We start from the raw sequence: 25,563 nt of genomic DNA, 5'->3' as shown, positions 1-25,563 counted from the left end.
CTGTGTGAGACATGGCTGAACCGGACGACATCAAGGCTGATTTCTCGCCGCAGGCGCGTTGGTGGCGCAACTGGAAAGTGATGCTGCCGCTGTGGCTGGCGATTGCCGCGCTGGTGGGGGTGGGCCTGCATTTCAACGTCGACCGCAGCGTGATCGCCGGCAGCGTGTTGGTGGTGGGGCTGGTCACCAATGCCTTTGTCTGGCTGCTGGGAATCATCGCGCTGGTGCCGGTCATCGGTCCGATCATCGTCAAGGTGCTGTCGATCGGCTTCATCTGGCTGCTCAACGCCATCGGTTATCTGGTGGCCTACGTCGCCATCCGGCGCGGCTATTCGAAGGACGTGCTGACCTACCGTGGCGTCACGATCGCGCTCATCATCGGCATCGTGATCGGCTTCGTGCTGGGTAAACTGATCTAATCAAATCGCCGCCAGAATCTTGTGCGCCAGTTGCTGCATTCCGCTGGCCGACAGATCTTCTGCATGGAAGCTCAGGTCGGTGGCCGCGGGGGCATAATTGCGCGACAGCGAGTTCAGATAAGCCGGGTCGTAATGCTGTTCCAGCAGCACGGCCACCAGCTCGGGCCAGGCCTGCCGGGTGGCCAGCGCCTGCCACGCCGCAACGGTTTCGCTGCCGCGCAGCGCAGTGAGAAAGCCGAGCTGGCGGTTGATCGTCTCCGGATCGTGCAGAAAGTGTGCGTAGTCTTCGGTCAGCAACTGAACCCGTGCTGCCTGCGGCACGTCCAGCCGCAGGCAGGGGCTTGCGTGCATGGCCGCGATCAGCGCATCGGGCACCCGCAGCGCACCGATCTTCTTGCTTTCCGATTCGACGAACACGGGCCGAGCGGGGTCGAATCCATTCAGCGCCGCCCAGACGGCGCTCTCGAAACTTTTTTGCGATGGCTGTGCTTGCCCCGGCAGCGCCCCCAGCAACGACCCCCGATGCGCGGCCAGTACTTCGAGGTCGAGCACCTGGGCGTCCTCGCTGGCCAGCGCCAGCAGCAGGCGGCTCTTGCCGCTGCCGGTGGGGCCGCTCACCACCCGGTAGGCAAACAGCGCCGGCAGGCGGGTGAGTTCGGCCACTACATGGCGCCGATAGGCCTTGTAGCCGCCATCGAGCTGCATCGCCGCAAAGCCGATTTTCTGCAGGATGTGCGTCAGCGCTCCGCTGCGACTGCCGCCGCGCCAGCAAACCACCAGCGGCCGGTATGACTTCGGCTTGTCGGCGAACCAGGTATCCAGGTGCAGCGCGATGTTACGCGCCACTAGCGCCGCGCCGATTTTCTTCGCTTCGAACGAGGACACCTGCTTGTATAGCGTGCCGACACGCTCGCGTTCGGCGTTGCTCAGCACCGGCAGGTTGATCGCGCCGGGGATGTGGTCTTCGGCGAATTCGCCAGGGGAACGGACATCGATGATCTCATCGAAGGCCGCGAGTTCATCTACGGTGGCAGGCAAGCTGGGCTCGACTTTCGGGGAAAACAGGGAATACGTTCAAGTTTCCGCCATTGTTACACGGCCGCACTTAAAGACCGCGCCCGCCAGGCGTGAGTCATCCTGATTCGGACCACATCGGTGGCCATTCTGGCAATGTAGGGGGCAACTAACAAAGATGTCATGGCGAACGACAGTTCAGTCGCGCTGCAGCCAGGACAAACGGGCAGCCCGGCGCGGCGCGCCGGCGTTTGATTCCTAAGCGACTTTAAAGGTCGCGGATTTGCGATCTTCCGTGCGCCGGCTGGCGGCCGTGCGGCGATCTGCCGTGATGCATGCCGGCGGTACAGCATCGTGCGGTGCGATGCGACGGTCACCCAAACGACGTTCCAGCGGAATGAACTCAACTTGATAAACGGGAAGGGCCATCATGGTCTTATCCTTTTTGTCGATATTTCGACGCATCTTAGTCAGGATGTCGACGGCCCGCAAGCGCAAATTTGACCGAATCAGACCTTTGATAAGGTTTTAACTTGAGGCAATGCGCCGACTGGCAGATTATTTCATCCGTTTGTCGGCGCTGCTTTCATTCACTTCTGGGCACTCCGCACCATGCGTTGTTTTTCGCGCTCCCACTCGCGGTCTTTTTCGGCCGCGCGCTTGTCGTGCTGTTTTTTGCCTTTGGCCAGGCCGAACTCAAGCTTTATGCGGCCTTTGACGTAGTGCAAGTCGAGCGGCACCAGGGTGTAGCCGGCGCGTTCGGTCTTGCCGATGAGCTTGTTGATTTCCGCCGCGTGCAGCAGCAGCTTGCGTGAACGCGTGGGGTCGGCATGGATATGGGTGGATGCAGTGGACAGCGGGCTGATGTGGCAGCCGATCAGATAGACTGCGCCGTTCTTGACGACCACATAGGCTTCCTTCAGCTGTACCCGGCCCGCGCGAATGGCCTTCACTTCCCAGCCTTCGAGCATGATGCCGGCCTCGAATCGCTCTTCGATGAAATAATCGTGAAAGGCTTTTTTGTTGTCGACGATGCTCATGGCTGACAGCTTGCGTACAATCCTCGATTTTACAAGGCTTTAGGTAGAGATGGCGCGTGTACAAAAAAGTGTGCTGGTGGCGCACACCCCGGAACGCATGTTTGAACTGGTGGACCGGGTCGAGGATTACCCCGCTTTCCTGCCATGGTGCGGCGGCACCGAGTTGAAGTGGCGCGATGACGCGAGCACGGTGGCGACGATCCATATCGCCTACATGGGCATTCGCCAGAGCTTCACTACTGAAAACACCAAAACCTATCCGCGCGAGATGCGGATCAGGCTGCAGGATGGCCCGTTTTCCGAACTGGAAGGCGACTGGTTGTTTTCTCCGCTGGGGGAAGAGGCCTGCAAGATCGAGTTCCGTCTTGAATATGCGTTTTCGAGCCGGATGCTGGAAACCATTCTGGCGCCGGTTTTCAGCCATATCACCAATACCTTTGTCGATAGCTTCGTGCGCCGCGCCGACGAGGTGTATGCCACATGAACGCAGCCACTATCAACGTCGAAGTCGTCTATGCCTTGCCGGCACGGCAAGTCCTGCTGCGCGTCCACCTTGCCGAGGGTGCGACGGTGGAAGACGCCATTCGCGCATCCGGCGTGCTGGAAGCCTTTCCCGAAATCGATCTCACCCGGAACAAGGTCGGGATTTTCAGCAAGCTGGTCAAGCTGGATGAAAAAGTACGCGACCGCGATCGGGTGGAAATCTACCGTCCGCTAATCGCCGATCCCAAGGAAGTGCGCCGCAAGCGCGCGGAAGAAGGCAAGGCCACCAGCAAGGGCGGCGGCGAAGCCACGCCGGGAAAAGTCGCCGAGGCGGACAAACCCCCGGCGGCATGAGCCGCACTGGCGCCGCGCACAAAAAAGGCCTTCCAGTTGAGGCCGGAAGGCCTTTTTGCTGATGCAGACTACTTTAAGAAACCGCTGATTAATTCGATATGGCCGTCATTGCGCAGCGAAGCAATCCGGCGTATTGACCAAGCGGGCATTTCTGGATTGCCCTGAAGAACTCCGATCCAATGTGGGCTGAAGCCCATGTGGAATCGTATGCCGCGTCGCTGCACGCCTCACAATGACAAATTAATCAGTGCTTCCCGATGCTTAATCGCCGACTTTTAGCATCGGGTAGTTGAGCTGGGCCAGGCCTTTCTTGGCCTGGTCGCTGGCCAGTCTGGACTGCTTGATCACCGTGTCGCTATCGCCTTTGGCGGCAGCGGCCTCGGCAGCCTTCAGCGCGTCGCTGGCGGTCGTCCACAGCGCATTCTTGGCCTTGGCATCCTTGACCGCAGCCTGGGCGGCGCTGAGCGCTGCCTGCGCTTCGGCGCTGATGCCGGTCTTGGCCACAGGGGCCGTTTCGGTCGGCTTGGTTTCCGTACCGACACAGCCAGACAGGCCCAGCAGGGCGGCAGAAGTCAGGGCAAGCAAAACTTTGGACATTGTTTTATCTCCTCGAGTTATGTATGGCTTTCAGGGGGGGCGTTGAACCGCACGCCCTAGCAGGTTGAATGCTGACGCAAAGTTAGCCGCATCGGGCATGGGAGTCAACCGCCAGCCGTGCGATTGGGCTGGTAAATTACAACCGCATGCGGGCGCGGCGATCGCCGCCAGTATTTTCCAATCCGGACATGAGCCTGAGCGGCGGGGGCAAATAGCGTTGATTCAGGTGGCGCGTTGTCGGGATTTGTTAATCAGTTGAAAGAGTTTAGCCCGTGCCGAGTTCAGGTGTTTGGCGGCTTCATTATCGCTGCATTCGTGGGCAATTTTATCCATTTGTTCAAACGTCACACCGGGTTTCAGGTAGCTTCCGGCCTCGGGCATTGACTTGAGCTTGTCGTAAGGCGTCATCATGTCCACATAGCGGTAACGCTTGCGGATTTTGCCCTTCTGGTCGGTAAATTCAGTCGGGAAGTGACACGGGCGGTGGAAATTCAGATACGGTGACAGCCCCCGGCGGTAAATGCATTCACCACGTCCGCCAGATGCTGCGGGATGTGACTGTAGCCCAGAGGCTTCCTCACCGTTGATGCGTTCTTGTTCTCCCCCAGTGCGTTGTCGTTAGTCTGCCGGAAGCGCGACTTGGTCTGCTCAATCAGAAGCTTCTCCAGCAGATTAGTCACATGGCGGTTGATGTACTCCGAACCGTGCGTGCGGTTCGGCGGGAGGGGAGGGCGAGAGCCTTTCTCTACCCTTATCAGGGCTGACCAATATCAACAAATAACGGTGAAAGAGCCTAGGAGACGCTGATTAATTCATTGCGAGGAGCGCAGCGACGCAGCAATCCAGAAATGCCCGCTTAATCGATACGCTGGATTGCTTCGCTGCGCAATGACGGCCATATCGAATTAATCAGTGCTTCCCTAAAGTGATAGGCAAATTTCCAACAGATACTCTATACGGAGCTTTAATTGGTACCCATTAAAGTACAGGAGGCAGCCATGAACGTCGTCCCCGCCCAGGAAATCAAGCGTCGCGGCATCGCCGCCGTGGATGAAGTCCTGACCCAAGGCCCGGTGTACATCATCAAGAACAACCGCCCGCAATATGTGGTGCTGACCGAAGAGCGCTACCGCGAACTGATCGAGTCCCAGGAAGAAGCCACACTGGCCCGTATCAAGGTATCGCTGGAAGATGCCAAAGCCGGCCGCGTCACCCGCCACGACAGCGTCGAAGCACTGATGCGGCACCTGGATAACGAACCGGCGGCATGAGTTGAACGCTGGCCGCCACGGTATTTCTCGAGCGCCATGTTCGATGTTTCTGACCAGGCACTCCGACCTTAGACCCCGCTTCATTGAAACCATGGCGCAACTACGCGCCGATCCCTTCGAACCCAGCCTGCGTTTGCATCCCTTGACCGGCAAACTCCAGGGCATGCAGGCCGTCAGTCTGGCTTACAGCGACCACATCACCCTGACGCTGCAAATCACTGAGCACGAAATCCTGCTGCTCGATATCGGCAGCCATGACGAGGTGTACGGGTGAATGGGAGCTGGGTAGAAAAACGAACGGGGGATCAGTTCAGTTTCGGGTTTCAAAAAATGGCCGGTGCGTGCTGCAAGCCATAAATGAGCCGTGGTGGCATCTTCTTATTGCCCTGCATCGGGCACGAACTTCAGCACGTCGCCGTTGATGCAGTAACGCTTGTGGGTGGGTGGCGGACCGTCGTCGAAGACGTGGCCGAGGTGGATGCCGGAACTGGCGCTGCGCACTTCGACGCGCTTCATGCCATGGCCGCTGTCTTCATGCAGGCTGATGGCGCCTTCCACCGGGTCGAAGAAGCTGGGCCAGCCGGTGCCGCTTTCGAACTTGGTGTTGTTGCGGAACAGGGGCGCGCCGGTGATGGGGTCGACAAAGGTGCCGGCGCGCTTTTCGTCCAGATGTGATCCGGTGAAGGCACGCTCGGTGCCCTGCTCGAAGGCGATTTTCTGCTGCGCGGGGGTCAGCAGCCGAAAGCCCAGCCACTTCCAGAAGGCGGTCTGTTCGCCGCTGTAGCCGGTATAGCGGGAGACCTCACGGCCTTGCTCGAACAGCACGATGGTGGGGGTGGCGAACAAGGCCTTTTCCAGCTTCCAGCCGGTGGGCGCGTTGGGGTTGAGCGTGCGCGTGACGGCAACGGGAGACTTCCAGTGGTCGAGGACGTCGGCCTTGAATTGCTTGCAGAACGCGCAGTCCTCCGCCTCGAATATCACCAGTTGCCGCTCGAAGGCCAGGGCCTTGCCGTCCAGCTGGGGCGCGGCCAGCGGAGTTGGCGCGACACTGTTCGAGCCCGGGTACTTGACGCCGGTGCCGCCCAGGCCGCAATAACCCTTGGGGTTTTTTTTCAGGTAGTCCTGGTGGTAGTCCTCGGCGGCGGTGTAGTTTTCGAGCGGGGCGATTTCGGTGGTGATGGTTCCGCGCCCGGCCTTGGTCAGCGCCTGTTGGTAGGTGGCGCGTGTTTTCAGGGCGACGGCTTGTTGGGCCTGACCATGGGTGTAGATGGCGCTGCGGTAGTTGCTGCCGATGTCGTTGCCCTGGCGGTTGCCCTGGGTCGGGTCGTGGCTTTCCCAGAACTTGATCAGCACGGTTTCCAGCGTGGTGCGGGCGGGGTCGAAGCTCACCTTGACCACTTCGGCATGGTTGCGTTGACGGGTCTTGCCGGCACGCACGGCGCGCTCGTGGGCGAGCACGGCCTTGTAGCTGCCCTCGATGTCGCCGTTGGCATAGCCGCTTTCCACATCGACCACCCCCGCCACCTCGGACATACGCTTTTCCGCGCCCCAGAAGCAGCCCATGCCCAGCACGATGGTGTCGAGCTGGACGGCGGGGCCGCTCGACGCCGGTTTGGCGGGCGTGGCGGGAGCCTCCCTGGCGCAGGCACTGACGAGGGTGCCCAGGCTGAGGGTCAGCATGAGGGCTTGCAGAATTCGGGTTGAAAACATGGGCGATTACTCGTTTTGGTTGCAGTTCATTATGATCGGGGCGTAGACCGGGCTTGCCGACCCACGCGATAATCCAGAAATACCTACTTAATCAATGCGCTGGATTGCCGCATTGCGCTCGCAATGAACTGTGCTTCTCGTCAAGCATATTCTGTCGAGAAAGGCGCATTGGTCGTTGCCACCGCGAAGGCCTGCCTCAACAATTTATGCGCAATTGCGACGTTGATGACCTTCGGCGGCTTGCCCAGTGCTTTCAAGCGGGCATACAGTGCCCTGCAGGCCGGATTGCAGGTCTTCGCGGTCCAACTGCACAGGTAGAGCAATTGACGCATCCGCCCCTGCCCCAGCTTGGCGATCCCGCCTTTGCCATTGACCGAGCTGCCCGAGCGGAATGTCGTCGGGCTCACCCCGATATAGGCGCACAGCGCCTTGACGTCCTCGAAGCGCCTGAAGCCGTCCGTCACGATGATCAGCTCGATCGCCGTCTTGGCGCCGATCGAGGGAATCGTGAGCAGCCGCTCAAACAACTCGGTAAAAGACTTTTTTACCATCACCTCCAGATGCCGTTCGCATGTCTTGATCTGTCCGTCCAGTTGCTGCAACTGCGCTGCCATCTGCGAAATGACGAAGGCGTTGGGTTTGGCGTGGTGGGCATGGGCTTCGCGCCGGTTGAGCAGCCGGGTGCGCTCCCCGATCAGGTCGTTCAGCCAGCCATGTGCCTGCTGCAATTCAAGTACTTCATCCGTGGCGGGCGCCCAGGGCGACAAGGGCTGCTGTTCGCCATAGCGCCGGATCAACTCGGCATCCGCACGGTCGCTCTTTACCCGTGACAGCTGCATTTGGGAAAAGCGCTTGATGACCAGCGGGTTGACTACGCTCACTCGCCGCCCCGACTCATGCAGCCTGAGCGCCAAGCGCGCATGGTAGGTTCCCGTTGCTTCCATCACGTAGTGTGCCGCCTCGGGCGTTTGCGCCAACAACTGGCCGATGTCTTCATCGGTGTACTCAAAGCGCTGATGCCGGCCCTGACCATCCACCTGCCAGGCCGCATCAAACCATTTCTTGCTGATATCAATGCCTACAATCATCAATCACCCCTGAATCCTTGGAAATGTATGAAAAACCAGCCACTTACACTTTCCATCCATCCTGAATGCGGGGTCACGCCCCAATGAACTGTCCGGAATCAGTAAGGGCGGAGAAGGGCAACCACCATTGCGAACAGCCTCGAACGACTCATGACAACTTCGGCTTCAGACCCTTCTCCTGGCTCGTCTCGAATATCCTATTCAAAACGAGTTGGCGCAAGCATAGGATGACAGCAGTATCGAATTAATTAGACCTTCCTGAGAAGGATTAGGTCGCGCATCGCGACGATTCCTGACAAATATTTATACAAGACCGAACAACCCACCCATGACCCGCTTCGCCGCCATTGACTTCGAGACTGCCAACAACGCCCGTGACAGCGCGTGCGCGGTGGGGGTGGTGATCGTCGAGGGCGGTCGCATCGTCGATCGTCTGTCGGCGCTGATCCGCCCACCGTCGCGTCAGTTTCTGTTTACCCATATCCATGGCTTGTCGTGGGATGACGTGAAGGGCGCGCAGTGCTTCGATGCGGTGTGGGCGGGATTGGCACGCGAGCTGGCGGGGGTGGCGTTTCTGGCGGCGCACAACGCGCCTTTCGACAAGGGCGTACTGGGCGCCTGCTGCGAGACCTACGGTCTGGCGGCGCCGACGCTGCCTTTCGTGTGCACGGTGAAGCTGGCACGGGCGTGCTGGGATCTTCGCCCGACCAAGCTGCCCGATGTGTGTCGCCATCTGAGCATCGATCTGCGGCATCACCAGGCGGATTCGGATGCCGAAGCGTGCGCGCGGATCGTGATGGCAGCGCAGGCGGGCGGGTGGCGCCATGGGGCATAGCGTTTCGTCTCCAGCCTGCAGTGAGCTCGCGTTCGGGGCCGGACGCAATGCCGAGCCCTGTGCTTATCCGTTTCCTTCCTGTTCCCCCACCGGCTCGGCATTGTGCATCTGCGGATGCGCGGTTCGCAGCCAGCCCGCTTCGCTGTCCCGGAACACGGGCTTTCCGGTCTGCAGCATGTGGCGCAGGTTGCGGTAGTCCTCCGAGCCCAAGTTGGTAGCGCTGCGCAGGATGATGCGCCCGCGGCCGGGTTTGTCGGGCGAGCCGGAGGGCATCCACTCGGCATAGTAGTGACCAATATTCACAACAGCCATCGTCGTTCTCCTCATGTGAAATCAAGAAACAAGGCGTTCTGCATCGACACTATTTGTATAGATCAGCTGGCATCGGGTCACAGGCCGGCCGAAGACGAGGGCTTGCCCCGCATGGTTACAGGTCTAGATTGATAAGGACTGCGCGTTCTCTGCGTGGGAAAAATCGACGCTGGGCGGGTGATGATATGGAGGGATTGTTATGAACATGACGGGAACGGGACTGGCGCAGGAAAGCGGGGCGATCAAGCTGCCGCCGCCCGAAACGGAGGGCGGCATGTCCTTGATGCAGGCGCTGAAGGCGCGGCGCTCGGTGCGTGAATTGGACAGCAAGCCGCTGCCGCCGCAGGTGCTGTCGAACCTGCTGTGGGCGGCAAGCGGGGTGAACCGGCCGGCGTCGGGCCAGCGCACCGCGCCTTCGGCCCGCGATTGGCGCGAGATCGATGTGGTCGTGACCACCGCAGACGGCGCGTATCGTTACGACCCACCCACCCATACCCTGATACGCGTGGCGACTGGCGACATTCGCCCTCTGACGGGCGTGCAGGACTTTGTGGCCGCCGCACCGGTGAACCTGGTGTATGTGGCCGACCTGGACCGGATGAGCGAGGCCAGCGCGGAGGACAAGGTGTTCTACAGCGCGACCGACACTGGCTTCATTGCCCAGAACGTGTACCTGTATTGCGCGTCAGCCGGTTTGGCGGCGGTGGTACGCGGCCTGGTTGATCGCGATGCCCTGGGCGCAACCCTGGGACTGGGCCGCCATCGACGCATCATCCTCGCGCAGTCCGTTGGCTATCCGGCCGGCGGCGCCAGATAGCCAACGACAAGCCGATAACAGATGCCAAAATCCGTCAAGATCCTGCTCGCCTGCCTGATCTGCCTGACTCTTGCCGGTGGTTTGATCTGGCTGATCCAGAGCGTTTTCGGCTAGCCGCCGCCGGCTTCGCTGAACCCTCCGCCTGCCGGACTTGGTGTGGGCCACTGCCCATTCGCCGAAACGGCTGCGGGGCTGTTTGAAGTCTTTCGGGATCGATTGTCCTGGCATTTATTTTGCACGCCTTTCAGCCGCTTGCGGCCGTGTCCTCGTTGCTTGCTTTTCCGGGCCGCCAGCTGCGCGGCCTCGTTGACCATGTGCGTTCCGGGAAGATGGCTTTGAGGTTCACTGTCCCATTGCAGGAAGCACGGGCTGCTGTTTCGCCCGGACGCGGGGTGTGCAAGGTGTTGCGACCCCACCGTTGCCGTTGCCCATTTATGTTCTAGACTTGAGTTGATCCGTTTTTTCTGTACTCGATGGCGATCTGGTTGTAAACGCACTCTGGCGACCAAAATACTTGAGGACAACGCAATGTTCATAAGCAACCCCTTTTCCGTGCTTTCGGCGTCGATATCCCCCTCAATCATGCAGGGTTATATCGTCTTGATGGTCCTGCTGGTGGTCGGCGGGACAATACTTGACATGGTTCACAAGAAAAGCGCCCAGTATTTTTTCGAGAATGCAAAAAAAGCGAAAAAACGCGCAAAACGGCCGGTGGGTACCGGCGAAAAAGCATCGATTGCAATTCAGGTATTGGCGAACGAAGTGCTCACGTCTGGCGAGTTCTGTAATACAAGGCGCAGGCTTTCGCATCTGTTGACCATGTACGGCTTCATCATATTCGTCGTGACTACCGTCATTATGATTTTTGGCTACCCAACGCCGGCGACGCCTACCCCCCCCATCCTGCCGCAACTCTGGCATATCGGTGCGCTGATGCTTTGCGTGGGTGGATACTGGTTCTGGTTTTTTATCCGCGTTGATGTGTCTGCGGAAGGCCTTTCGTGGTATCGCTTCGAGCGTGCGGATTTGTTTATCGTCTCGCTGCTCACGACCGCGACGTTCGGATTAATTTGGTCGTTTACCCAGTCGCAAGGCCTTGCCGGATGGCCCACCCTGTTCTTTGTTTTGTTCATCGTCTCCAGCACCATGCTTTTTGGCAGCGTTCTATGGTCCAAATTCGCCCACATGTTCTTTAAGCCAGCCGCCGCTTTTCAGAAACGGGTTACCCGGGCCGATGGCTCGAGAGAGAACTTGCCTGAAATGGCTGACAGAACAAATCCCAGGGATAGGGACAGGCATTCGATGGAATTGCTGAAAGACGCACCCTTGAACATGGGGCTTGGTATCAAACGTGAAAGACCCAACCACTACTAGCTTTTATCTAATTTAATTAGACAAGGACGGAGCGAGAATATGCCAACTTTCGTATATATGACCCGTTGTGATGGTTGCGGACACTGCGTGGATATCTGCCCATCTGACATCATGCACATCGATGAAACACACCGACGTGCCTATAACATCGAGCCCGACATGTGCTGGGAGTGCTACTCCTGCGTCAAGGCATGTCCTCAGAACGCGATCGATGTACGTGGCTATGCCGACTTTGCGCCACTTGGGCACAGTGTCCGCGTCCTGCGCGAAGAAGAGAAAGGCACAATTGCCTGGAAGATAACGTTCAGGGATGGACGTGAAAAGAATTTCCTGTCGCCTATTACGACCAAACCTTGGGGTTCGGCAATTCCGAAACTTGCTGAATTGCCTGAGCCAGGCAAGGAAATACGAGACAGCCAGTTATTGTGTTTTGAGCCGAATAATATCCGTTTCGATGATGGTGGCTTACATACGCTTAAGGCTGCCGGCTTGAAACTCAAGGAAGGGGTCTACTACTAATGAGCTACAAGACAATTTACGAAGACGATATCGATATTCTTGTCGTGGGTGCAGGCTTGGGCGGTACGGGTGCTGCTTATGAGGCGAGGTATTGGGGCCGCGACAAGAAGATCGTTATTGCGGAAAAGGCCAATATCGACCGCTCCGGCGCGGTCGCCCAAGGCCTGTACGCGATCAACTGTTATATGGGCACCCGCTGGGGCGAGAACAATCCGGAAGATCACGTCCGATATGCACGTATCGACTTGATGGGTATGGTTCGTGAAGATCTGGCCTTCGATATGGCCCGTCATGTTGATTCAGCGGTGCACCAGTTTGAAGAGTGGGGTTTGCCGATAATGAAAAATCCCAAGACTGGCGCTTATCTACGTGAAGGGCGATGGCAGATCATGATTCATGGCGAATCATACAAGCCTATCGTGGCCGAAGCAGCGAAGAAATCAGCCGACAAGGTGTTTAACCGTATTTGTGTCACGCACCTGCTGCTCGATGAAGCGAAAGAAAACCGCATCGCCGGCGCTGTCGGTTTCAATGTGCGTACCGGCAACTATCACGTCTTCAAGGCCAAAACCGTCATCGTTGGCGCTGGGGGGGCGTCGAACATTTTCAAGCCGCGCTCGGTCGGTGAAGGGGCGGGTCGCGTTTGGTATGCGCCGTGGTCATCAGGCTCCGCCTATGGGCTCCTGATTGAAGCCGGCGCAAAAATGACCCAAATGGAAAACCGCATCGTACTGGCACGGTTCAAGGACGGTTACGGTCCGGTGGGCGCCTACTTCCTGCACCTCAAGACCTATACGCAAAACGGTAACGGTGAAGAGTACGAATCCAAATGGTTTCCGCAACTGCAGGAAATGGTAGGCAAGGAATATCTGGATCCGGAAGCGTCGCACAGGACCCACCGGCCGATCCCGACCTGTTTGCGTAACCATGCATTTATTTCCGAAGTGAATGCCGGTCGCGGTCCTATCTACATGGTGACCATGGAAGCCTTCCAGGATCCGCACCTGGAAGAAGTGGGCTGGGAAAACTTCCTGGGCATGACCATTGGCCAGGCGGTTTTGTGGGCCGCAACCAATGTCGACCCAAAATATGAAAACCCTGAATTAACAACCTCCGAGCCTTATGTGATGGGTTCGCACGCCACGGGGTGCGGTGGCTGGGCGTCAGGCCCTGAAGATGTTTCCCCTCCGGAATATTTCTGGGGTTACAACCGCATGATGACCGTTGAAGGTTTGTTCGGTGCCGGGGATGCCATTGGCGGCACACCTCACGCATTCTCATCCGGCTCTTTCACGGAAGGACGGCTGGCGGCAAAAGCGGCCTGTCAATACATTGACGATGGCAAGGCCGAAGGCATAGTGGTTTCAGACAAGCAAATTACCGACCTTAAAGCCAAGATTTACAAGCCGTTGGAAACGTATACCGTGTACAGTAACGAAGTCGTTGCAGGGACGGTTAATCCCAACTTCATCAACCCAAGACAGGGCCTCGATCGCTTGCAGAAACTGATGGATGAATATTGTGGTGGTTTTGGCGTTAACTACATGACTAACGACAAACTTCTGAATATCGGCCTCAAGAAGATCAAACTGCTTGAGGAAGACCTGGAGAATGTCGCAGCAAAAGATATACACGAGCTGTTGCGTGCCTGGGAATTAAAACACCGCACGCGTACTTCCGAGTGTGTGTTCCATCATACTTTATTCCGCAAGGAAACGCGCTGGCCCGGCTACTACTACCGTGGTGATGCGATGAAGCTGGATGACGAAAACTGGCATGTATTAACCGTTTCTCATCGTGACCGCAAGACCGGGGAATATACAATGGAGAAAGCGCCTTGCTATCATCTGGTTGGTGATGACGAAGAGTAAATTAAACGGTGTGAGTGTGGTGTCTGTTACATAAAAAAGACTGGCCTGTAATTGTTGGTCTTTTTTTTGACTATTGTGAGTGAAAACATTGCTCCGATAGAGATTCTGGGAAATACGTAATGTCTCTTAATGAAGCGTTGTCATGAATATAATTGATCAGAGTGATGAAGAGATATTAAAGATTGCCAATCCCATGTGGGCCGACCTTATTAAATACTCAAATGAAGAGAATTATGGTGCGTTTACAAGACATTTTTCCGCCGAAATGCTTCGGGGTGCAAACGAGATAGAAATGGGTAAACAATTTGCCAGGTCCCAACTGACAAAAAACCTGTCCAGTGACGCTGTCTACCTCGGCATGATACGCCGTGGCGAACATGTCACGGTGCTTTACAAACAAAAAAACACCAAAATGGAAGGCGAATGGCTGGGCAGATTGGTCCTGGGTTATGAGAAAGACAAGGTAAGAATATTCGGGGCAACTATATTTTAACTTGCCATGTCCGACACCATACAAAACAATAAATTTGTAGAATTAAACTACCGGGTTGTTGATAAACGAACCAGTATTGTCCTCTCCACGATTGAATTTCCTTTGGGCTACGTCCATGGCGCCAATGATGTTTTATCCGAACAAGTGCAGTCTGAATTGCAGGGCAAAATGGTCGGCGACACGATCGACCTGCCGATTGATTGTGACAAATTATACGGGCCCAGAGATGAATCCCTTGTTTTTGTCGATCAAATTGAGAATGTGCCGGAGGATTACCGGGAGGTCGGTATCACCATCACGATGGAAAACGCAAAAGGTGAGCCCAGAGACTTTATTGTAACCCGGGTTGATGACAAGACAGTGACCGTGGATGGGAATAATCCGCTTTGCGGAAGAGATGTGGTTTTTACGCTTGAAGTGTTGACAGTTCGCGACGCCACTGACGAAGAGATAGACATCGGTGGCGCTGTGGGTGCCGACCCGGACATCCATGAAATTCTCAAATAATTATATTTTCTATCCAGACAACAAGGTGCTGGAACGGGCCATTACGCGCGCTATAAGCTTAACTTCCGAGCCTATAGCCGGAAAATCTGACCCCGATACCCGAGTAACCGTGCCGGATAACTTTACCCACACGCGCGGCAATTATGAGCAGCGCCGTTACGGTTCAAATATATTCGAAAATGCACGCGCGCTACTCGAGGCTGAACTGGCCAAGCAAACCCGAGGGCAACTGCCTTTGGATTGGGCGGCGACACAGGTCGATCTTGGTAATCTACTCGCTGCATTGGGACAACGGCACCGCGATGAGGAATTGTATAAAAAGGCAGTCCAGTCGTTTAACAGTGCGCTTGAAGAACTGGATCAGGCAAATGCGCCTGTGGCCTGGGCCACAGCCCAATATGGCCTGGGCACTGCAACCCAAGCGCTGGGCAGGCAACTGAGTCACCCGAAATTATTGAAACAAGCCGCTGATGCCTATACCAGCGCGTTACTGGTATGGACACGGGAACAGATGCCGCTGGAATGGGCAACCACCATGCATCAACTGGGTGCTACTTTACATGCGCATGGCATGCTTCTTAAAGGTAATCGCACTTTACAAAAATCCGTTGTCGCCTACAAAAATGCACTGGCTGTATTCGATGCGGACAATCATGCCATGGAGTTAGTGGCTACCCATAATAATCGCGGTGCCGCACTACATCATTTAGGCGAATCGGAGGAGAATACCGGGCGCCTGGAAGAAGCGATAAGAGCCTACGAGAAAGCATTGCTGGTGTGTCAGGAGCAGCAATTGCCGATTCATCTGGCCGTAATGTGTCGGGTAAACATCGCGACTGCCCGTGGCGTGCTGGCCGAGTTAACGAAAGATTCAGCCATTGCGCAAGAAACTGCGGATGATTTTGAATTGATTGTCGAATTATTTCAAAGCGCCTGCCAGCCACTCTGTTTAAAACACTGCAAAGAACAGCTGGCGCATGCACTCTCAATGGTGGAAGCATTGAGTGGCAATGATCTGGAAGTCAGTCGGGCGCAGTAGTCAAGCAAGACGCGGGGCACTACATATTTACCGGTCAAGTCCTTTCGGAAAGCTGATATTCAACATTAATAAGCGCACCAATATCCGCATAGAATCGGATTGTCTTGGCGACGGTTCCCCATATTTGCGCGCGCTGGTGACCGTCACCTATTTTTCTATGGTAGTAACCGTTCAAAAATATATCAAAAAATGCCTCATTGAATAAGCGTGAGTTCTATTTAGTCGCCCCTGCAAAACTCTTTCCGCGCCCGCCTGAAGCGGATTCTTGCTGCGCCCGTTATTTCTGGCGCTGTTGGCAACGTTCCTGCGCACGAATCCTCTCCAGCAAGCTCATCCGGCGGCAGGGCTCTCGCTTGGCGTTGCTGATGGCGGCGTCAAATGAATTTTGCAGGGCCGACTACCTAAGATCCAAATGTGCGTACGCGGCGCAGCAGGTCCAGGAAAAATCCGATAAATGCTGCCGTCCATGCGACAAGCGCGATGTATAGAAAGACTGGCGGCAGGAACCCCAGGAAATCGAACCCCATCGCTTCGATCATCCGGTCGGTGCTGGCCGCATACATGCCGAGGGGAAAAACCGCGCCCCAGTAAAGAGGGTCGTATTTCATCGGGTAGCGTTTGTACACATGGCGCCATAGGGCGAGCACCAACAGCATGGGAATCCACCAGGTGCCTGTCGCCCAATAAAAAACCGTAAACCCCTTTATAAACGGCAGCAACGAGGTCAGGAAAGGCGCATCGGACACGTTGATGATGAGCAGCGATCCGGCCAGGGTCGAAATCGCCATTGCGCCCATATTGATCCAGTACGGTGGTGTCAGATCACCGGGAGAAAGCCGGAAGAAAGTGTAGCGGTAAAAGATGAGTGACATCATCCAGATATACAGCATGCCGCCCCACAGCCACATCGAGAGCGCGAGGAAGTTCATCTCCAACTTCCCAGGCTGATCGATGTGGGCAGCGAGCAGCGCACCGAGAACCGCTATCGATTGTGTCGCCACGACTGCGAGCAGCCAGGCACCGTTGATCCCCTTGTCGAGGGTCGGTTTATCTTCCTTGATGGTGAAGCCCGTAAAGATCGTGTAGGTCAGCCCAATCCAGAGCATGATCGCCACCACCCAGAGCACGGTGCCCGCGCGATAGTCAGCCGCGAGCAACACGAACTGGCCCCCGAGGACGCTGGTCGCGGCCACAGTGGTGAAGAACCCAGGGCCGCGCAGATGATCGATCATGTCACCGAAGAACAGGCGAGAGTGGCAAACCATGCGCAGCACGGTCAGAAGGCACAGCGCAGCGTAGACGACGATATTGAGGTACAACAGCGCTTGCGCTATGCGTGGCAGGGCCAGAAGGTGAGCGGCGAGCGAGACGATACCCGTCGCCATGACCATACCGAAATACGCGGGCGACATGCCGGCCAGTTCTGCGAGCGAGCGTTCGCCCAGTGACTTACACCGAGCCGGCGTGTCGTGTTCGTCGAGGTTTGAGCTCATGGTGTACGGATTGGCTCAGCTAAGAGCAAGTTATGTATAGCCGTGCTCCAACAGACCGACCGGTCTGAATGATTAAAATTCGCAGAACATGCTGATGTGCAGTAACTGCTTGATTCATGGCTGGTTCGTCGAGGCTGTCTGTCCGCATATGTAATGATAAGCCGGTCCGAACGTTTGCAGTGGGAGAAATACTGAGATGACTGCTCATGGCTGAGAGCACGCATAAGGCGGCCTGCCAGAAAGTGGACGCACGCAGCCCATCAAGGGGCGTAGCGTGCGGCCGACGTTCCGGCGCGTGTCAAGGTAGTTGTTGCATCGGTCATATAGCCAACGAGGCTGTATAAAAAGCCCCTAAAAATAATCATTCCCGCATCTTGCCCCAGCCTCCCGCCTGCATCAACATCGCTGCATTGATTTTGTGATGGCACAGACCGCATGGCGCGCTACAAGCATATCGACACCAGCCCCCGTTTCCTTGCCGTCGACCTGCAACGGCAACTGCTTCCCGGTACTTTCGAGCACGCGCTCAATCACCTCATCGACCACGAGCTGGACCTGTCCAGCTTCGATGCCCGCTTCAACAACGACGCGACCGGTGCGGCGGCTTATCCGCCTGCCATGCTGCTCAAGGTCGTGCTGTTTGCCTACAGCCAGGGCATTATTTCCAGTCGCAACATTGAAGCAGTCTGCCGTGACCACGTCACCTTCATCGCCCTGTCAGGCGACACCCAGCCCCACTTCACCACGATTGCCGGATTTGTCTCGAAGCTTGCCGACGACATCGCCCGCGTCTTCACCCAAATCCTCTACCTGTGCGACCGGCAGGGTTTGATCGGACGCGAGATGTTTGCCATCGACGGCGTCAAGCTGCCCAGCAACGCCAGCAAACAGAAGAGCGGCACCCGTGCCGACTTCGAGCACCAGGCCACCAAGCTCGAAGCCGCTGCCCGCGTCATGCTCGAACGGCATCGGGAAGAGGACAGCAAACCGGTCGAGGCCGACCTCAGACAGAAAGAAGTCCAGCGCATCAGCCGCCTGCAAACCGATGCCGCCCAACTGCGTCAATGGCTCACCGCTCATCCCGATGATCGCAAGGGCAGCAAAGGCACGATACGGAAGAGCAACCGCACCGACAACGAATCCGCCAAGATGGCGACCAGCAAAGGCGTCATCCAGGGTTATACGGGTGTGGCCGCCGTCGATGCCCGTCACCAGATCATCGTGGACGCGCAGGCCCACGGTACCGGCAGCGAACAGGAACTGCTGGTACCGGTGGTCAAAGCCATCCAGGTCGCATTGAATGATGCTCCACTCATCACCCCGGCCAGCCTCATCACAGCGGACGCGGGTTACCACTCAGAAGCCAACCTTAAGCAACTTACTGAACTGGAAGTGGACGCCTTGATTGCCGACAACGGTATGCGGCAACGCGATCCACGCTTCAAGGATCAGGACAAACACAAGCAGGCCCCCGATCCTCTGCACGACAAATCCGGCCAGAAGAAAGAGAAGAAGCCGACTGCTGTTTATCGCCCCGCAGACTTTCGCTATGACATGGACGCGCAGACCTGCGTTTGCCCTGCGGGCAAGACACTCTACGGCAACGGCAGCCATTGCATCATCAATGGTTTCGTTGCCGTCAAATTTCAGGGCGCGCAGCAGGACTGCGTACCGTGCGCACAACGGGATAAGTGTCTACGCACGCCGACCAGGACCAAGACCCGGCAAGTGAGTTTCTTTCAGGGCAAGGCTGACGGCACGGAGTCCTTCACCGACAAGATGAAAGTCCGTATCGATTGCCCGGAAGGACAGGCGCGATACGGACGACGCTTCGCCACGGTGGAACCGGTGTTCGGCAACTTGCGGCACAACAAACAGCTCAACCGCTTCACCTTGCGGGGGCAGAAGAAAGTGGATGCGCAGTGGAAGCTCTACTGCCTGGTGCACAACATCGAGAAGCTGGCGCATCACGGGTATGCGCAGTAGGGACGGGGCGGGCAGCCCGCACTACGTCAATCAGATGCTGCCATGACTGATCGGAACATCCCACCGAATCGGTTCGGTAAGTTGCAAATCATGAATTGAAAACGGCGTGGAAATTCCACGCCGTTTTTTACGTCGCCAATTTGGCTGAAAAGGGGTTTTTCTACAGCGTCAACGGTTGAATATCGCTACCAGCCAAATGCGTTTTTATGATGGCGTCACGCTCGGGATTGACCGTCAAGGCGCACATCGACTGCCACGTCGAGGTGGAGCGCTACCGCTACAGCATGCCGCACTCGCTGGCGGGCCAGGTGCTGGAAGCGCGCGTCACGACAGCGGTGGTCGAGATCATGCATCGTGGGCAGCGTGTGGCCAGCCACGCCCGCAATAGCCGGCAAGACGGCTTCACCATCACCGCCGCGCACATGCCGGCCGCGCATCGCGTCCACATGGAGTGGACGCCGCAGCACCTGATCCACTGGGGGCGTAGCATCGGCCCGGCCGCGGCCGAGGCGGTGACGCGGCTGAGGGCGGAGAACAGGCATCCCGAGCACGGCTACCGCGCCTGCCTGGGGCTGCTGTCGCTGGCCAGGCGCTACGGCAAGCCCCGGCTTGAGGCAGCCTCCACGCTGGCCTTGCAGATCGGCGCCTGCCAGTACCGCCATGTGCGCGACATCCTGACCAACAGCCGCGATCAGAACACGCCGGCAACGGCTGGCGACTGGATCAGTCCCGAGCACGTCCACGTGCGTGGCCCTGACTACTACCAATAAGGAATTCGAAGATGATGATGCATACCACCCTGGCGCAGCTATGCACCTTGAAACTGAACGGTCTGGCGACGGGCCCGGAAGGGCGTCAATCGGTGCACAGAGTGCACCCTGCGCGCGATAAATCGTCTGATGAACAATCTGGGATTAACCCTTCGACAGGCTCTGTCCTGAGTGCGTCAAGGGGCTCAGGGCGAAGCGGCATGCGTGGCCGCTTGCGGCGAGCCATGCGGCAGGCGCCGCAAAATGACTTTGATTCGATCAGCCGGATGCGCAAGGACGTTGCGTTTGCGCTGCAGGATTGGGTCTGGGGAAGCGCTGATTAATTCGTTATTGCGAGGAGCGCAGCGGAAATGCACGCTTGATCAATACGCTGGATTGCTTCGTCGCGCTTGCAATGACGGCCGTACTGAATTGTTCAGCGCTTTTCTAGCGTCTTTGCATGGCGGCCGGCCGTGGACCTGAGTTGGTGTCCTTGTGGCGGAAGTTGATGCGGCCTTTGGTGAGGTCGTAGGGCGACATTTCGATGGTGACTTTGTCGCCGGCCAGGATGCGGATGCGGTGCTTGCGCATTTTTCCGGAGGCGTAAGCGGTGATTTCAAAACCGTTGTCCAGGGTGACGCGGAAGCGAGTTTGCGGCAGCACTTCGCTGACGACGCCTTCCATTTCTACAAGTTCTTCTTTTGCCATGTTTCGATTCCTCATGCTTGGCCGATGGCACGACGAAGCGTGCACCGGCGTGGGTGTGTGCGAAAGTCTCAGCGGGAACTGCGGCAGCCGCGCCGGGGTTGCGCGGCGCGGCTGCGAATGAGGAGAGCCGACAAGATGCCCGCAAGGGGCCGGAGGGACAAACCAAAAGACTAATGCGTCTGACAGTATGGGGGGGATGGCCTGTCTTGGCAAGGCAGTGCCTGCTGCCGGAGCGCGGTGCGGCAGTTTGAAAGACCTAAGCGGACGCGGTGAAACGCCAAATAACGGTACAATTGGGATCACATTGCAATCCTAATTTGAAGCTGGAATCTTGTGGTTACGCTCACCCGCCTCGATAGTGCGCAGCCTGATTTTCAGGCACGCCTCGCCCGCCTGCTGCAATTCGACGACGCCGCCGATGCCGCCATTGAGCAGACGGTTGCCGCGATCCTGCATGACGTGAAAACACGCGGCGATGCCGCGGTGCTGGAATATACCGCGCGTTTCGACCGCCTGCCGGCAGCCTCGCTGGCCAGCCTTGAACTCAGCACGGCGCAGCTCAGCGCCGCGCTCGAGAACCTGCCTGCTGACACCCGCCAGGCACTGGAAGCTGCGGCGAATCGCGTGCGCCGCTATCACGAGAGGCAGACCCAGACGTCGTGGACCTACACCGAGGACGACGGCACTGTGCTGGGGCAGAAAGTCACTTCGATCGACCGCGTCGGCCTGTACGTGCCGGGCGGCAAGGCCGCCTACCCCTCGTCGGTGCTGATGAACGCGATTCCGGCGAAGGTAGCCGGCGTCGGTGAGCTCATCATGGTGGTGCCGACGCCGGGCGGCGAGCACAATCAGCTGGTGCTCGCCGCCGCCGCGATAGCCGGGGTCGATCGCGTGTTCACCATTGGCGGCGCGCAGGCGGTGGCAGCGCTGGCCTACGGCACCCAGACCGTGCCCCAGGTCGACAAGATCGTCGGCCCCGGCAATGCCTATGTGGCGGCGGCCAAGCGCCGCGTGTTCGGCACCGTGGGCATCGACATGATCGCCGGCCCATCCGAGATTCTGGTGATCGCCGACGGCAATACGCCCGCGGAATGGGTGGCGATGGATCTGTTCTCGCAGGCCGAGCACGACGAAATGGCGCAGTCGATCCTGCTGTCACCCGACGCGGCCTACCTTGACGAGGTGGCGGCGGCGATCGACAGGCTGATCGACGAGATGCCGCGCAGTGAAGTGATCCGCACCTCGCTGACCAACCGCGGTGCGCTGATCAAGACGCGCGACCTCGACGATGCAGTGGCGATCTCGAACACCATCGCGCCGGAGCACCTGGAACTGTCGGTGGCCGACCCGGATGCGCTGCTGCCCGGGCTGCGTCACGCCGGTGCAATCTTCATGGGCAGGAACACCTGCGAGGCGTTGGGCGACTATTGCGCCGGACCGAACCACGTACTGCCGACCTCGCGCACCGCACGCTTCTCGTCGCCGCTGGGAGTCTACGACTTCCAGAAGCGCAGCAGCCTGATCAACGTGTCGCAGGCCGGCGCGCAAACGCTGGGGCGGATCGCGGCCACGCTGGCCTACGGTGAAGGCCTGCAGGCGCACGCGCGTTCCGCCGAATATCGTCTGATTGATAAGTGAGTCCGCTATTCCGATGAGCCGCTATTGGAGTGCCGTGGTGCACGGCCTGACGCCCTATGTGCCGGGTGAGCAGCCGAAGCTGACCAAGCTGGTCAAGCTCAACACCAACGAAAACCCCTACGGCCCCAGCCCGCGGGTGCTGGACGCCGTGCGTGCGGAAGTTGCCGACACGTTACGCCTGTATCCCGACCCGGGTTCCGACCGGCTGTGCGCGGCCATTGCTGCATTGCATGGCGTCGCCGCCGAGCAGGTGTTCGTCGGCAACGGCTCCGACGAGGTGCTGGCACATGCGTTTGTGGCCTTGCTCAAGCACGAGCGGCCGATCCTGTTTCCAGACATCAGTTACAGCTTTTATCCGGTGTATTGCGGCTTGTACGAGATCGCCTATCGCCAGATTCCGCTGACAGACGCGTTCGAGATCAGGGTTGGCGATTACCGCTCGCCCAATGGCGGGGTGATTTTCCCCAACCCCAACGCGCCCACCGGGCGCCTGCTGGCACTGCCGGAAATCGAGCGTCTGCTGGACGGCAATCCGGACTCGGTCATCATCATCGACGAGGCCTATATCGACTTCGGCGGCGAATCGGCAGTGGGCCTGGTCGCGCGCTATCCGCAGTTGCTGGTCACCCGTACCCTGTCGAAATCGCATGCGCTGGCCGGCCTGCGCGTCGGCTATGCCATTGGCCAGGCGCATCTGATCGAGGCGCTCAAGCGGGTCAAGGACAGCTTCAACTCCTATCCACTCGACCGCCTGGCCCAGGCCGGCGCCCTGGCTTCGATCGAGGATCACGCTTATTTCGAGTCCCTTTGCACCAGGGTAATGGCCAGCCGGGCCCGGCTGGCATCCGCGATGGCCGAAATGGGCTTCGAGGTGCTGCCCTCAACGGCCAATTTCATCTTCGCCCAGCATCCGTCGCATGATGGGGCCGAACTTGCCGCGAGCTTGCGCGAGCGCAGCATCATCGTGCGCCATTTCAAGAATCCGGCCCGCATCGCGCCGTTCCTGCGCATCACTGTCGGCACCGATGCACAAATTGACGCGCTGCTCGTTGCGTTGAAAGCCATCGTGAACTGCTAGAATCCTTTTACAGCCTTATTTTCCAACGCCATGCGCACTGCACAAGTTACCCGCAATACCCTCGAAACCCGGATCACGGTCAGCCTCAATCTCGATGGCACAGGCGTATCCAGGCTTGCCACCGGCGTGCCGTTTCTCGACCACATGCTCGATCAGATCGTACGTCACGGCCTGATCGATCTGGACATCCAGGCTGAGGGCGATCTGCACATCGACGCCCATCACACGGTGGAAGATACCGGGATCACGCTCGGGCAGGCCTTCGCGCAGGCGCTCGGCGACAAGAAGGGCATCCGTCGCTACGGTCACGCCTACGTGCCGCTCGACGAGGCGCTGTCGCGCGTGGTGATTGACCTGTCGGGACGGCCGGGACTGGAGTACCACGTCAACTACACCCGTGCGCGCATCGGCGAATTCGACGTCGACCTGTTCCTCGAATTCTTCCGCGGTTTCATCAACCACGCCGGGGTCACATTGCACATCGACAACCTGCGCGGCATCAACGCCCACCATCAGGCCGAGACGATTTTCAAGGCCTTTGGCCGCGCGTTGCGCATGGCGGTGGAAGCCGACGCACGCATGGGCGATGTACTGCCATCGACCAAAGGTGCGCTGTGAGCGCACCTCAATTTAAACATGGCTGCGCTGTGAGCGCATCGCAGATTAAGCGAGCTGCGCTGTGAGCGTCGATATCGCCGTCATCGACTACGGCATGGGCAATCTGCGTTCAGTGTCCAAGGCCATCGAGCATGTCGCGCCGGCGGCGAGCGTGGTGGTCACCTCCGATCCCGCGGTGATTGCCGCGGCGGGGCGCGTGGTGTTTCCGGGGCAGGGTGCCGCGCCCGACTGCATGCGCGAAATCGACGCGCGCGGCCTGCGCCAGGTCATTATCGACGCCGCCCGCAGCAAGCCGTTTCTGGGCATCTGCATGGGCATGCAGGTCCTGTTCGAGCACAGCGAGGAAGGCGATACTGCGTGCCTCGGCATCCTGTCCGGCACCGTGCAGCGCTTTCCGCACGAGGCGATGGTCGACGCGGCCGGCAGCAAGCTCAAGGTGCCGCACATGGGCTGGAACAACGTCCACCAGGCGGTCCCGCATCCGCTGTGGGCGGGGATCGAGGAAGACGCGCGCTTCTACTTCGTCCACAGCTACTTCGTGCAGCCGACCTCGCCCGAGGTGATTGCGGGCTTCTCGCATTACCCCTTCCCGTTCACCTGCGCGGTGGCGTCCGGGAATATATTTGCCGTCCAGTTCCACCCCGAAAAAAGCCAGAATGACGGTTTGACGCTGCTCGGCAATTTTGTAACCTGGAATCCGGGCGAGATCGATTCTGCCTGCGACATGTCCGGCGCTGCCTGCGCCTAATTTTTTCTGTGCGACCCTGCTGATCAGCCATGTTAATTATTCCTGCGATCGACCTTAAAGACGGCCACTGCGTGCGCCTGGAACAAGGCGAGATGGACAGTGCCACCGTGTTTTCCGAGGACCCGGCGGCGACCGCCCGCCACTGGAAGGAACTCGGTGCGCGCCGTCTGCATCTGGTCGACCTCAACGGTGCCTTTGCCGGCAAGCCGGTCAACGGTGCGGCGATCCGCTCGATCGTCGATGCGGTGGGCGACGACATGCCGGTGCAGCTGGGCGGCGGCATCCGCGACCTCGCCACCATCGAGCGCTATCTCGACGACGGCGTGCGCTACGTCATCATCGGCACCGCCGCGGTAAAGAACCCCGGCTTCCTGCATGAAGCCTGCGATGCCTTCCCCGGCCACGTGATGGTCGGGCTCGACGCCCGTGACGGCAAGATCGCGGTAGAAGGCTGGTCCAAGATCACCGGCCATGATGTCATCGATCTGGCCAAGCGCTTCGAAGGCTACGGCGTCGAAGCCATCATCTACACCGATATCGGGCGCGACGGCATGCTGAGCGGTGTCAACATCGAAGCCACCCAGAGACTGGCGCAGGCGCTGTCGATTCCTGTCATCGCCAGCGGCGGCGTCACCAACCTCGACGACGTCAGGGCATTGTCCACCGTCGCCAAGGACGGCATCATCGGCGCGATCACCGGCCGCGCAATCTACCAGGGCACGCTCGATTTTGTCGAAGCGCAGAAGCTCGCCGACGAACTTGCGGGCGGCGTGTTCGGCGTCTGATTTGAATTAGGACAGCC

General features: G+C 58.4%; 32 protein-coding genes and 1 pseudogene. 21 read left to right on the top strand and 12 right to left on the bottom strand.

Translation table 11 applies throughout. The annotated features are described in order from the left end of the window. The first annotated feature begins 11 nt into the window (after positions 1–11). Positions 12–419 (top strand): hypothetical protein, encoded by a 408-nt coding sequence (locus tag ACZ41T_RS04220; RefSeq protein WP_464923224.1) that lies wholly within the window; start codon positions 12–14, stop codon positions 417–419. Here the strand turns inward: ACZ41T_RS04220 and mnmH are convergent, their stop codons facing one another. The 3 genes from mnmH to smpB form a co-directional block, all read right to left on the bottom strand. Next, positions 420–1,457 carry a tRNA 2-selenouridine(34) synthase MnmH gene (mnmH, locus tag ACZ41T_RS04215; RefSeq protein WP_464923223.1) on the bottom strand — a complete coding sequence of 346 codons (1,038 nt, stop codon included), beginning with the start codon at positions 1,455–1,457 and terminating at the stop codon, positions 420–422. Positions 1,458–1,691: 234 nt separating this feature from the next. Beyond that, a complete protein-coding gene (locus ACZ41T_RS04210; RefSeq protein ID WP_464923222.1) occupies positions 1,692–1,925 on the bottom strand; it encodes a hypothetical protein in 234 nt (77 codons plus the stop codon). Between the two features lie 98 nt (positions 1,926–2,023). Beyond that, positions 2,024–2,473 (bottom strand): SsrA-binding protein SmpB, encoded by a 450-nt coding sequence (gene smpB, locus ACZ41T_RS04205; RefSeq protein ID WP_464923221.1) that lies wholly within the window; start codon positions 2,471–2,473, stop codon positions 2,024–2,026. 49 nt (positions 2,474–2,522) lie between these two features. Here smpB and ACZ41T_RS04200 point away from each other — a divergent pair, with 49 nt between their 5' ends. Further along, on the top strand, positions 2,523–2,957 hold the full coding sequence (locus tag ACZ41T_RS04200; RefSeq protein WP_464923220.1) for a type II toxin-antitoxin system RatA family toxin: 435 nt from the start codon (positions 2,523–2,525) through the stop codon (positions 2,955–2,957). Beyond that, positions 2,954–3,310 (top strand): RnfH family protein, encoded by a 357-nt coding sequence (locus ACZ41T_RS04195; protein WP_464923219.1) that lies wholly within the window; start codon positions 2,954–2,956, stop codon positions 3,308–3,310. The genes ACZ41T_RS04200 and ACZ41T_RS04195 overlap by 4 nt, the downstream gene beginning before the upstream one ends. A 261-nt stretch (positions 3,311–3,571) precedes the next feature. Here ACZ41T_RS04195 and ACZ41T_RS04190 read toward each other — a convergent pair whose 3' ends face one another. The 3 genes from ACZ41T_RS04190 to ACZ41T_RS04180 form a co-directional block, all read right to left on the bottom strand. Then, on the bottom strand, positions 3,572–3,907 hold the full coding sequence (locus ACZ41T_RS04190; RefSeq protein WP_464923218.1) for a hypothetical protein: 336 nt from the start codon (positions 3,905–3,907) through the stop codon (positions 3,572–3,574). Positions 3,908–4,129: 222 nt separating this feature from the next. Next, positions 4,130–4,318 (bottom strand): hypothetical protein, encoded by a 189-nt coding sequence (locus ACZ41T_RS04185; RefSeq protein ID WP_464923217.1) that lies wholly within the window; start codon positions 4,316–4,318, stop codon positions 4,130–4,132. A gap of 80 nt (positions 4,319–4,398) precedes the next feature. Then, complete coding sequence (locus tag ACZ41T_RS04180) at positions 4,399–4,587, bottom strand: hypothetical protein (RefSeq protein WP_464923216.1); 189 nt, start codon at positions 4,585–4,587, stop codon at positions 4,399–4,401. Positions 4,588–4,905: 318 nt separating this feature from the next. On the opposite strand from ACZ41T_RS04180, the gene ACZ41T_RS04175 reads away from it, so the two are divergent. Both ACZ41T_RS04175 and ACZ41T_RS04170 read left to right on the top strand, forming a co-directional pair. Then, a complete protein-coding gene (locus tag ACZ41T_RS04175) occupies positions 4,906–5,178 on the top strand; it encodes a hypothetical protein (protein ID WP_464923215.1) in 273 nt (90 codons plus the stop codon). A gap of 91 nt (positions 5,179–5,269) precedes the next feature. Beyond that, on the top strand, positions 5,270–5,452 hold the full coding sequence (locus tag ACZ41T_RS04170; protein ID WP_464923214.1) for a type II toxin-antitoxin system RelE/ParE family toxin: 183 nt from the start codon (positions 5,270–5,272) through the stop codon (positions 5,450–5,452). Positions 5,453–5,556: 104 nt separating this feature from the next. Here the strand turns inward: ACZ41T_RS04170 and msrA are convergent, their stop codons facing one another. After that, entirely contained in the window at positions 5,557–6,858 is a 1,302-nt protein-coding gene (msrA, locus tag ACZ41T_RS04165) for a peptide-methionine (S)-S-oxide reductase MsrA (RefSeq protein WP_464923213.1), read from the bottom strand. A gap of 170 nt (positions 6,859–7,028) precedes the next feature. Beyond that, entirely contained in the window at positions 7,029–7,976 is a 948-nt protein-coding gene (locus ACZ41T_RS04160) for an IS110 family RNA-guided transposase (protein ID WP_464922210.1), read from the bottom strand. A gap of 328 nt (positions 7,977–8,304) precedes the next feature. On the opposite strand from ACZ41T_RS04160, the gene ACZ41T_RS04155 reads away from it, so the two are divergent. Further along, the gene (locus ACZ41T_RS04155) at positions 8,305–8,811 is read left to right on the top strand and encodes a 3'-5' exonuclease (RefSeq protein ID WP_464923212.1); all 507 of its coding nucleotides are present in this window, start codon (positions 8,305–8,307) and stop codon (positions 8,809–8,811) included. A 63-nt stretch (positions 8,812–8,874) separates the two neighbouring features. Here ACZ41T_RS04155 and ACZ41T_RS04150 read toward each other — a convergent pair whose 3' ends face one another. Further along, positions 8,875–9,123, bottom strand: a complete 249-nt coding sequence (locus ACZ41T_RS04150; protein WP_464923211.1) for a hypothetical protein — start codon at positions 9,121–9,123, stop codon at positions 8,875–8,877. 199 nt (positions 9,124–9,322) lie between these two features. Between ACZ41T_RS04150 and ACZ41T_RS04145 the strand changes: the two genes are divergently transcribed. Next, positions 9,323–9,940: a SagB/ThcOx family dehydrogenase gene (locus ACZ41T_RS04145; protein WP_464923210.1), complete on the top strand. Its 618-nt coding sequence runs from the start codon at positions 9,323–9,325 to the stop codon at positions 9,938–9,940. Between the two features lie 110 nt (positions 9,941–10,050). Here ACZ41T_RS04145 and ACZ41T_RS04140 read toward each other — a convergent pair whose 3' ends face one another. Then, the gene (locus ACZ41T_RS04140; protein ID WP_464923209.1) at positions 10,051–10,524 is read right to left on the bottom strand and encodes a hypothetical protein; all 474 of its coding nucleotides are present in this window, start codon (positions 10,522–10,524) and stop codon (positions 10,051–10,053) included. A 19-nt stretch (positions 10,525–10,543) separates the two neighbouring features. Here ACZ41T_RS04140 and ACZ41T_RS04135 point away from each other — a divergent pair, with 19 nt between their 5' ends. The 6 genes from ACZ41T_RS04135 to ACZ41T_RS04110 all read left to right on the top strand — a co-directional run bounded on the left by ACZ41T_RS04135 (position 10,544) and on the right by ACZ41T_RS04110 (position 15,743). Next, the gene (locus ACZ41T_RS04135; RefSeq protein WP_464924021.1) at positions 10,544–11,314 is read left to right on the top strand and encodes an adenylyl-sulfate reductase; all 771 of its coding nucleotides are present in this window, start codon (positions 10,544–10,546) and stop codon (positions 11,312–11,314) included. 39 nt (positions 11,315–11,353) lie between these two features. Further along, positions 11,354–11,833: an adenylyl-sulfate reductase subunit beta gene (aprB, locus tag ACZ41T_RS04130; protein WP_464923208.1), complete on the top strand. Its 480-nt coding sequence runs from the start codon at positions 11,354–11,356 to the stop codon at positions 11,831–11,833. Further along, on the top strand, positions 11,833–13,704 hold the full coding sequence (aprA, locus tag ACZ41T_RS04125) for an adenylyl-sulfate reductase subunit alpha (protein ID WP_464923207.1): 1,872 nt from the start codon (positions 11,833–11,835) through the stop codon (positions 13,702–13,704). Before aprB ends, aprA begins: the two co-directional genes overlap by 1 nt. A gap of 142 nt (positions 13,705–13,846) precedes the next feature. Continuing rightward, entirely contained in the window at positions 13,847–14,197 is a 351-nt protein-coding gene (locus ACZ41T_RS04120; RefSeq protein WP_464923206.1) for a hypothetical protein, read from the top strand. A gap of 6 nt (positions 14,198–14,203) precedes the next feature. Then, positions 14,204–14,704, top strand: coding sequence for an FKBP-type peptidyl-prolyl cis-trans isomerase (locus tag ACZ41T_RS04115; protein WP_464923205.1), 501 nt, complete (start codon positions 14,204–14,206; stop codon positions 14,702–14,704). Beyond that, positions 14,688–15,743, top strand: a complete 1,056-nt coding sequence (locus tag ACZ41T_RS04110; RefSeq protein WP_464923204.1) for a tetratricopeptide repeat protein — start codon at positions 14,688–14,690, stop codon at positions 15,741–15,743. The genes ACZ41T_RS04115 and ACZ41T_RS04110 overlap by 17 nt, the downstream gene beginning before the upstream one ends. 401 nt (positions 15,744–16,144) lie before the next feature. Here ACZ41T_RS04110 and ACZ41T_RS04105 read toward each other — a convergent pair whose 3' ends face one another. Then, positions 16,145–17,236, bottom strand: a complete 1,092-nt coding sequence (locus ACZ41T_RS04105) for a tellurite resistance/C4-dicarboxylate transporter family protein (RefSeq protein WP_464923203.1) — start codon at positions 17,234–17,236, stop codon at positions 16,145–16,147. A 435-nt stretch (positions 17,237–17,671) separates the two neighbouring features. Between ACZ41T_RS04105 and ACZ41T_RS04100 the strand changes: the two genes are divergently transcribed. The 3 genes and pseudogenes from ACZ41T_RS04100 (at position 17,672) to ACZ41T_RS04090 (ending at position 20,315) form a co-directional block, all read left to right on the top strand. Continuing rightward, the gene (locus ACZ41T_RS04100; protein WP_464921023.1) at positions 17,672–19,222 is read left to right on the top strand and encodes a transposase; all 1,551 of its coding nucleotides are present in this window, start codon (positions 17,672–17,674) and stop codon (positions 19,220–19,222) included. 230 nt (positions 19,223–19,452) lie between these two features. Further along, positions 19,453–19,992 (top strand): annotated as a pseudogene (locus ACZ41T_RS04095) (Mu transposase domain-containing protein); the annotation flags it as partial. A gap of 11 nt (positions 19,993–20,003) precedes the next feature. Next, positions 20,004–20,315, top strand: coding sequence for a hypothetical protein (locus tag ACZ41T_RS04090; protein ID WP_464923202.1), 312 nt, complete (start codon positions 20,004–20,006; stop codon positions 20,313–20,315). Between the two features lie 103 nt (positions 20,316–20,418). Here the strand turns inward: ACZ41T_RS04090 and infA are convergent, their stop codons facing one another. After that, on the bottom strand, positions 20,419–20,679 hold the full coding sequence (gene infA / locus ACZ41T_RS04085; protein ID WP_464923201.1) for a translation initiation factor IF-1: 261 nt from the start codon (positions 20,677–20,679) through the stop codon (positions 20,419–20,421). Positions 20,680–21,012: 333 nt separating this feature from the next. On the opposite strand from infA, the gene hisD reads away from it, so the two are divergent. The 5 genes from hisD (at position 21,013) to hisA (ending at position 25,546) form a co-directional block, all read left to right on the top strand. Then, on the top strand, positions 21,013–22,317 hold the full coding sequence (gene hisD, locus ACZ41T_RS04080) for a histidinol dehydrogenase (RefSeq protein WP_464923200.1): 1,305 nt from the start codon (positions 21,013–21,015) through the stop codon (positions 22,315–22,317). A gap of 13 nt (positions 22,318–22,330) precedes the next feature. Continuing rightward, positions 22,331–23,395 (top strand): histidinol-phosphate transaminase, encoded by a 1,065-nt coding sequence (gene hisC, locus ACZ41T_RS04075; RefSeq protein ID WP_464923199.1) that lies wholly within the window; start codon positions 22,331–22,333, stop codon positions 23,393–23,395. 30 nt (positions 23,396–23,425) lie between these two features. Next, positions 23,426–24,013, top strand: a complete 588-nt coding sequence (gene hisB, locus ACZ41T_RS04070; RefSeq protein WP_464923198.1) for an imidazoleglycerol-phosphate dehydratase HisB — start codon at positions 23,426–23,428, stop codon at positions 24,011–24,013. A gap of 61 nt (positions 24,014–24,074) precedes the next feature. Beyond that, on the top strand, positions 24,075–24,761 hold the full coding sequence (gene hisH / locus ACZ41T_RS04065; protein WP_464923197.1) for an imidazole glycerol phosphate synthase subunit HisH: 687 nt from the start codon (positions 24,075–24,077) through the stop codon (positions 24,759–24,761). Between the two features lie 29 nt (positions 24,762–24,790). After that, positions 24,791–25,546, top strand: a complete 756-nt coding sequence (hisA, locus tag ACZ41T_RS04060) for a 1-(5-phosphoribosyl)-5-[(5-phosphoribosylamino)methylideneamino]imidazole-4-carboxamide isomerase (RefSeq protein ID WP_464923196.1) — start codon at positions 24,791–24,793, stop codon at positions 25,544–25,546. Positions 25,547–25,563: the final 17 nt, after the last annotated feature.

This window comes from Thiobacillus thiophilus (genome assembly GCF_055378705.1).
Note: the sequence above shows the minus strand (reverse complement) of the source record. Positions and strands in the feature narration are given on the sequence as shown.

What these genes read in the sequence shown, in the direction of transcription:
- ACZ41T_RS04220 (WP_464923224.1), top strand. Translation starts at nt 12, where the DNA reads ATGGCTGAACCGGACGACATCAAGGCTGATTTCTCGCCGCAGGCGCGT.
- smpB (WP_464923221.1), bottom strand. Translation starts at nt 2,473, where the DNA reads ATGAGCATCGTCGACAACAAAAAAGCCTTTCACGATTATTTCATCGAA.
- ACZ41T_RS04200 (WP_464923220.1), top strand. Translation starts at nt 2,523, where the DNA reads ATGGCGCGTGTACAAAAAAGTGTGCTGGTGGCGCACACCCCGGAACGC.
- ACZ41T_RS04195 (WP_464923219.1), top strand. Translation starts at nt 2,954, where the DNA reads ATGAACGCAGCCACTATCAACGTCGAAGTCGTCTATGCCTTGCCGGCA.
- ACZ41T_RS04190 (WP_464923218.1), bottom strand. Translation starts at nt 3,907, where the DNA reads ATGTCCAAAGTTTTGCTTGCCCTGACTTCTGCCGCCCTGCTGGGCCTG.
- ACZ41T_RS04185 (WP_464923217.1), bottom strand. Translation starts at nt 4,318, where the DNA reads ATGATGACGCCTTACGACAAGCTCAAGTCAATGCCCGAGGCCGGAAGC.
- ACZ41T_RS04175 (WP_464923215.1), top strand. Translation starts at nt 4,906, where the DNA reads ATGAACGTCGTCCCCGCCCAGGAAATCAAGCGTCGCGGCATCGCCGCC.
- ACZ41T_RS04170 (WP_464923214.1), top strand. Translation starts at nt 5,270, where the DNA reads ATGGCGCAACTACGCGCCGATCCCTTCGAACCCAGCCTGCGTTTGCAT.
- msrA (WP_464923213.1), bottom strand. Translation starts at nt 6,858, where the DNA reads ATGCTGACCCTCAGCCTGGGCACCCTCGTCAGTGCCTGCGCCAGGGAG.
- ACZ41T_RS04160 (WP_464922210.1), bottom strand. Translation starts at nt 7,976, where the DNA reads ATGATTGTAGGCATTGATATCAGCAAGAAATGGTTTGATGCGGCCTGG.
- ACZ41T_RS04155 (WP_464923212.1), top strand. Translation starts at nt 8,305, where the DNA reads ATGACCCGCTTCGCCGCCATTGACTTCGAGACTGCCAACAACGCCCGT.
- ACZ41T_RS04150 (WP_464923211.1), bottom strand. Translation starts at nt 9,123, where the DNA reads ATGGCTGTTGTGAATATTGGTCACTACTATGCCGAGTGGATGCCCTCC.
- ACZ41T_RS04145 (WP_464923210.1), top strand. Translation starts at nt 9,323, where the DNA reads ATGAACATGACGGGAACGGGACTGGCGCAGGAAAGCGGGGCGATCAAG.
- ACZ41T_RS04140 (WP_464923209.1), bottom strand. Translation starts at nt 10,524, where the DNA reads ATGATTGAGGGGGATATCGACGCCGAAAGCACGGAAAAGGGGTTGCTT.
- ACZ41T_RS04135 (WP_464924021.1), top strand. Translation starts at nt 10,544, where the DNA reads ATGGTCCTGCTGGTGGTCGGCGGGACAATACTTGACATGGTTCACAAG.
- aprB (WP_464923208.1), top strand. Translation starts at nt 11,354, where the DNA reads ATGCCAACTTTCGTATATATGACCCGTTGTGATGGTTGCGGACACTGC.
- aprA (WP_464923207.1), top strand. Translation starts at nt 11,833, where the DNA reads ATGAGCTACAAGACAATTTACGAAGACGATATCGATATTCTTGTCGTG.
- ACZ41T_RS04120 (WP_464923206.1), top strand. Translation starts at nt 13,847, where the DNA reads ATGAATATAATTGATCAGAGTGATGAAGAGATATTAAAGATTGCCAAT.
- ACZ41T_RS04115 (WP_464923205.1), top strand. Translation starts at nt 14,204, where the DNA reads ATGTCCGACACCATACAAAACAATAAATTTGTAGAATTAAACTACCGG.
- ACZ41T_RS04110 (WP_464923204.1), top strand. Translation starts at nt 14,688, where the DNA reads ATGAAATTCTCAAATAATTATATTTTCTATCCAGACAACAAGGTGCTG.
- ACZ41T_RS04105 (WP_464923203.1), bottom strand. Translation starts at nt 17,236, where the DNA reads ATGAGCTCAAACCTCGACGAACACGACACGCCGGCTCGGTGTAAGTCA.
- ACZ41T_RS04100 (WP_464921023.1), top strand. Translation starts at nt 17,672, where the DNA reads ATGGCGCGCTACAAGCATATCGACACCAGCCCCCGTTTCCTTGCCGTC.
- ACZ41T_RS04090 (WP_464923202.1), top strand. Translation starts at nt 20,004, where the DNA reads ATGATGATGCATACCACCCTGGCGCAGCTATGCACCTTGAAACTGAAC.
- infA (WP_464923201.1), bottom strand. Translation starts at nt 20,679, where the DNA reads ATGGCAAAAGAAGAACTTGTAGAAATGGAAGGCGTCGTCAGCGAAGTG.
- hisC (WP_464923199.1), top strand. Translation starts at nt 22,331, where the DNA reads ATGAGCCGCTATTGGAGTGCCGTGGTGCACGGCCTGACGCCCTATGTG.
- hisB (WP_464923198.1), top strand. Translation starts at nt 23,426, where the DNA reads ATGCGCACTGCACAAGTTACCCGCAATACCCTCGAAACCCGGATCACG.
- hisA (WP_464923196.1), top strand. Translation starts at nt 24,791, where the DNA reads ATGTTAATTATTCCTGCGATCGACCTTAAAGACGGCCACTGCGTGCGC.